This is a genomic window from Microbacterium sp. K35, from assembly GCF_004794375.1.
GTDB classification, from domain to species: domain Bacteria; phylum Actinomycetota; class Actinomycetes; order Actinomycetales; family Microbacteriaceae; genus Microbacterium; species Microbacterium sufflavum.
In genome coordinates this window covers 1-3615 of record NZ_SSDM01000255.1, presented here as the reverse complement: position 1 = coordinate 3615, position 3615 = coordinate 1, and the positions used below count along the sequence as shown (strand labels likewise).

The following is a 3615-nucleotide window of genomic DNA, read 5'->3' as shown; positions in this document are numbered from 1 at the left end:
TCCCGGCTACGCCCCGCCGGCCGCACCGCCGGCTCCTCCCACTACCCCGAACGATCCCACGCAGCCCCCTGCGTGACCGTCGTCGCGAAACCCCCGGCCCACCGCCGGGGGTTTCGTGGTGTGAACGGTGTTCTCGCGGGCGATGCGCCCGCTAACGTGGAGGTCATGGTCTTGTCGCAGCGCCCGATCGGCGTCTCCGTTCCGCTCTGCCCCTCGAAGGGCCCCGGTGCGAGCGAGGGGATCGTGTTCCACTACGATGTGTGAGTATCCTGCGACCGCCCTTTCCGCCGCAGGTCCATCGGAGGCAGCACGTGGCTGAGACGAAGACGCACACCGTCACGGTTGCGGGACGCCCGCTGCTGCTCTCGTGGTCGGGTGTCACGGATCAGGGCCGTCGCCGTGAGACCAACCAGGACGCGTTCCTCGCGGAGTTCCCCCTCTTCATCGTCGCCGACGGAATGGGCGGGCACGCGGGAGGCGAGATCGCAAGCCAAAGCACCGTGTCCCGCCTGCAGGCCGCGGTCGTCGCGGGCGACATCTCGCATCGCACGATCGAAGAGGCTCTCGCCCGCGCCGTCGACGACATCGCGGAGCACCCGGAGACCACCGACGAGGGAACCGGGACCACGCTCACGGGCGTCTACCTGGACGACGGCGGAGACCAGGCGCAGTGGGTCGCGCTGAACATCGGCGACTCGCGGGTCTATCTCCTGCGCGATGACCGGCTCGTGCAGGTGACCACGGACCACTCGGTGGTGCAGGAGCTGATCGCAGCGGGGAAGCTCAGTCCGGAGGAGGCCGAGGGCCACCCCTACAGCAACGTCATCACGCGCGCGGTGGGCGCCAGCGAGCTCACCGCTCCGGACTATGTCACCATCGACCTGCGTCCGGGCGACCGGTTCGTGATCTGCTCCGACGGACTCACCAAGGAGCTGACCGACTACGGCATCCAGCATTTCCTGCGGGAGAACTCCGATCCGGCCGCGTGCGTGGACGCCATGCTCGCTGCGGCTCTCGACAACGGTGGTCGCGACAACGTGACGCTCATCGTGTTGCAGGTGAGCGACCCCCAGTCCTCCTCCCCAGAGGGGGACACCGCGGAGTAGTCGCTCCGAGGCTGTGGACAGCAGGCTCTCTGCTGTCACGGAGCGGTGCACTGGGGAGATGGACCTGTCTCCCCTCGTCATCCCTTCCGCGCCCGCGCCGCCGCGCCGCACCTCGCTGCCGTATCTCGCGGGAATCGTCCCGGTCGGGATGGGGGTGGCGCTGTGGCTCACCACGGGGTCGGTGCAGTCGCTGTGGTTCGCCGCACTCGGTCCCCTCATGATGCTCGCTTCGGTGGCCGACGCCGCGAGGACGCGACGGCACGATCGACGGCGTGAGGCGGACAGGGTGGAGGCCGAGTGGCGCGCGGTCGAGGATGCGCTCGCCCGTCGTCACGCCGAGGAGCGGGCCCAGCTCGAGTCGCGCCACCCGGACGTCGCCGCGTGCGTCGCAGAACCGCCGCTTCGTGGGACGGATCCGATCGCTGCCGACACCCAGATGACCGTGGGTCGCGGTGTGCGTGTCAGCGCCGTGCGCACGACGGGTGGGGAGGGCGATCGAGCAGAGGCGTTCCGCGCGCGATGCGCCGAGCTCGATGACGCACCGGTCGTGGTCCGGCTCGGCGGGGGCGTCTGCGTCCGTGGCCAGGCCCCGGTCGCAGCCGCGGCGGCACGAGCTCTGGTCGCGCAGCTCTGCCTCCGCTTCGGGCCGGCGCAACTGGCGCTCGTCGGCGAGGAGCTGGCGTCGTCCGGTCTGACCACGGCGGCTCACGCGGTGCGGGCGCGCCGGGGGGCCTTCCGGGTGGGGTGGGGCACGCTCGGAGCGCCCGTCGCGGCAGATGCGGTGATCTGGACGGCGGCTCCCGACGCCGAGGTGCCGTCGGGGATCACGACCGTGCTCGACGTGGCCGAGCCGGGGGCCGCATCGCTGCGCACGCCGGAGGGCGTGACCGAGGTCGCGGTCGAGTGCCTGTCGCAAGCGCAGGCAGAACTGGTCGCCTCGGCAACGGGCGAGCCGTCGGACACGCATACGGAGCTCCCGCTCAGCGTGCCGCTGGCCGACGTGATCGTCTCAGAGGCAGGTGATGGTCTCGCGGTCGTGGTGGGCCGTGACGGCCGGGGTACCGACATCGCGGTCGATCTGGTGGAGCACGGACCGCACGCGATCGTCACCGGCATGACCGGGGCGGGCAAGAGCGAACTGCTCGTGACCTGGGTTGCGGCGATGTGTGCCGCGTACGGACCGGATCGGGTGACGTTCGTGCTGGCCGACTTCAAGGGTGGGACGGCGTTCGAGCCGCTTCGCGCTCTCCGCCAGGTGTCGGCGGTGATCACGGACCTCGACGACGAGGGTGCGCGCCGGGGTGTCTCGAGCCTGCGGGCGGAGATGCGACGACGGGAGGCCGCCCTCGCCGCGGCCGGCGTTCGAGACGTGTCAGAGGTCGACCTGCCACGCCTGGTGATCGTGGTCGACGAGTTCGCCGCCCTGCTCCTCGAGCACGCCGACCTCGGCGACGTGTTCATCGACATCGCTGCGCGCGGCCGCGCCCTGGGGATGCACCTGGTCCTCGGGACGCAGCGTGCGGGCGGCGTGATCCGTGACGCCCTGGCGGCGAACTGCCCGCTGCGGATCAGCCTGCGGGTCGCAGATCCCGCGGACAGCAGGGCCGTGATCGGGACCGACGGCGCGGCGCTGCTCGATGGGGGGCCGGAGGGGCGCGGCTGTGCGCTCGTGCGTCGACCGCAGGATGCGGAGCCGCAGCTCGTGCGCGTCGCGCTGACCGGTCCCGGAGACCTGCGGCGTGCAGCGACGCGCTGGAGCCAGGCGGCTCCGGCTGTCAGCCCCTGGCTCCCGCCGTTGCCGCGACACATCGATCTCGCAGACCTTCGTGTCGCGGATCACGACGGCAGCGACGACGCCGGGGGAGACGCGGTGGTGCTCGGTCTCGCCGACGACCCGCAACGACAGCGGCAGCCTCGGGAGCTCCTGCGTCCGGGGCGTGAGCGCGGGCTCGCCGTGCTCGGCGCTCCGGGCAGCGGACGCACGGCGCTCGTGCGCGCGGTGGCGGCCCAGCGCCATGATGCCCTGCTGTTCCCCTCCGATGCGGAAAGCGCGGTGGACCTGCTCGCGGCATGGGTCAGGGGTGACACGGAGATCCCCGAGCTCGTGCTGTGCGACGACCTCGATGCGCTGCACGCCGAGCTCCCCGTCGAGTACGCACAGGAGTTCGCGCAGCGGTGGGAGCAGTCGCTGCGCCTGTCACCTTCGACGACCTGGATCCTCACGGCCGCACGGGCATCGGGTCCCTTGGGCCGTGTGCTCGACGCGCTGCCCCGTCGAGCGCTTCTACGCGCGGCGTCGCGCGTCGAGCACCTCGCAGCGGGTGGCGAGACGTCAGGGTTCGTGCGGGACCGACCGCCGGGACGCGCGGTGCTCGACGGGCGGGAGGTGCAGTTCGCCTGGGCGGACGAGCGGCCGAGGCAGTCCGCTGCCTCCTCGACGGAGATCTGGGCACCGGCGAGGCCGGTCGTGGCGCTGGTCACGGCGGGCGCGTCGGACGCGGTGGGCGCG

At 72.0% G+C, this 3615-nt stretch carries 2 protein-coding genes; both read left to right on the top strand.

Annotated elements, in window-relative coordinates; translation table 11 throughout:
- The first annotated feature begins 311 nt into the window (after window positions 1-311).
- On the top strand, window positions 312-1106 hold the full coding sequence (locus tag DW299_RS09685; RefSeq protein ID WP_136030030.1) for a PP2C family protein-serine/threonine phosphatase: 795 nt from the start codon (window positions 312-314) through the stop codon (window positions 1104-1106).
- 58 nt (window positions 1107-1164) lie between these two features.
- Window positions 1165-3615: FtsK/SpoIIIE domain-containing protein (locus tag DW299_RS19055; protein WP_168443112.1), on the top strand; the 2451-nt coding region annotated here is incomplete at its 3' end.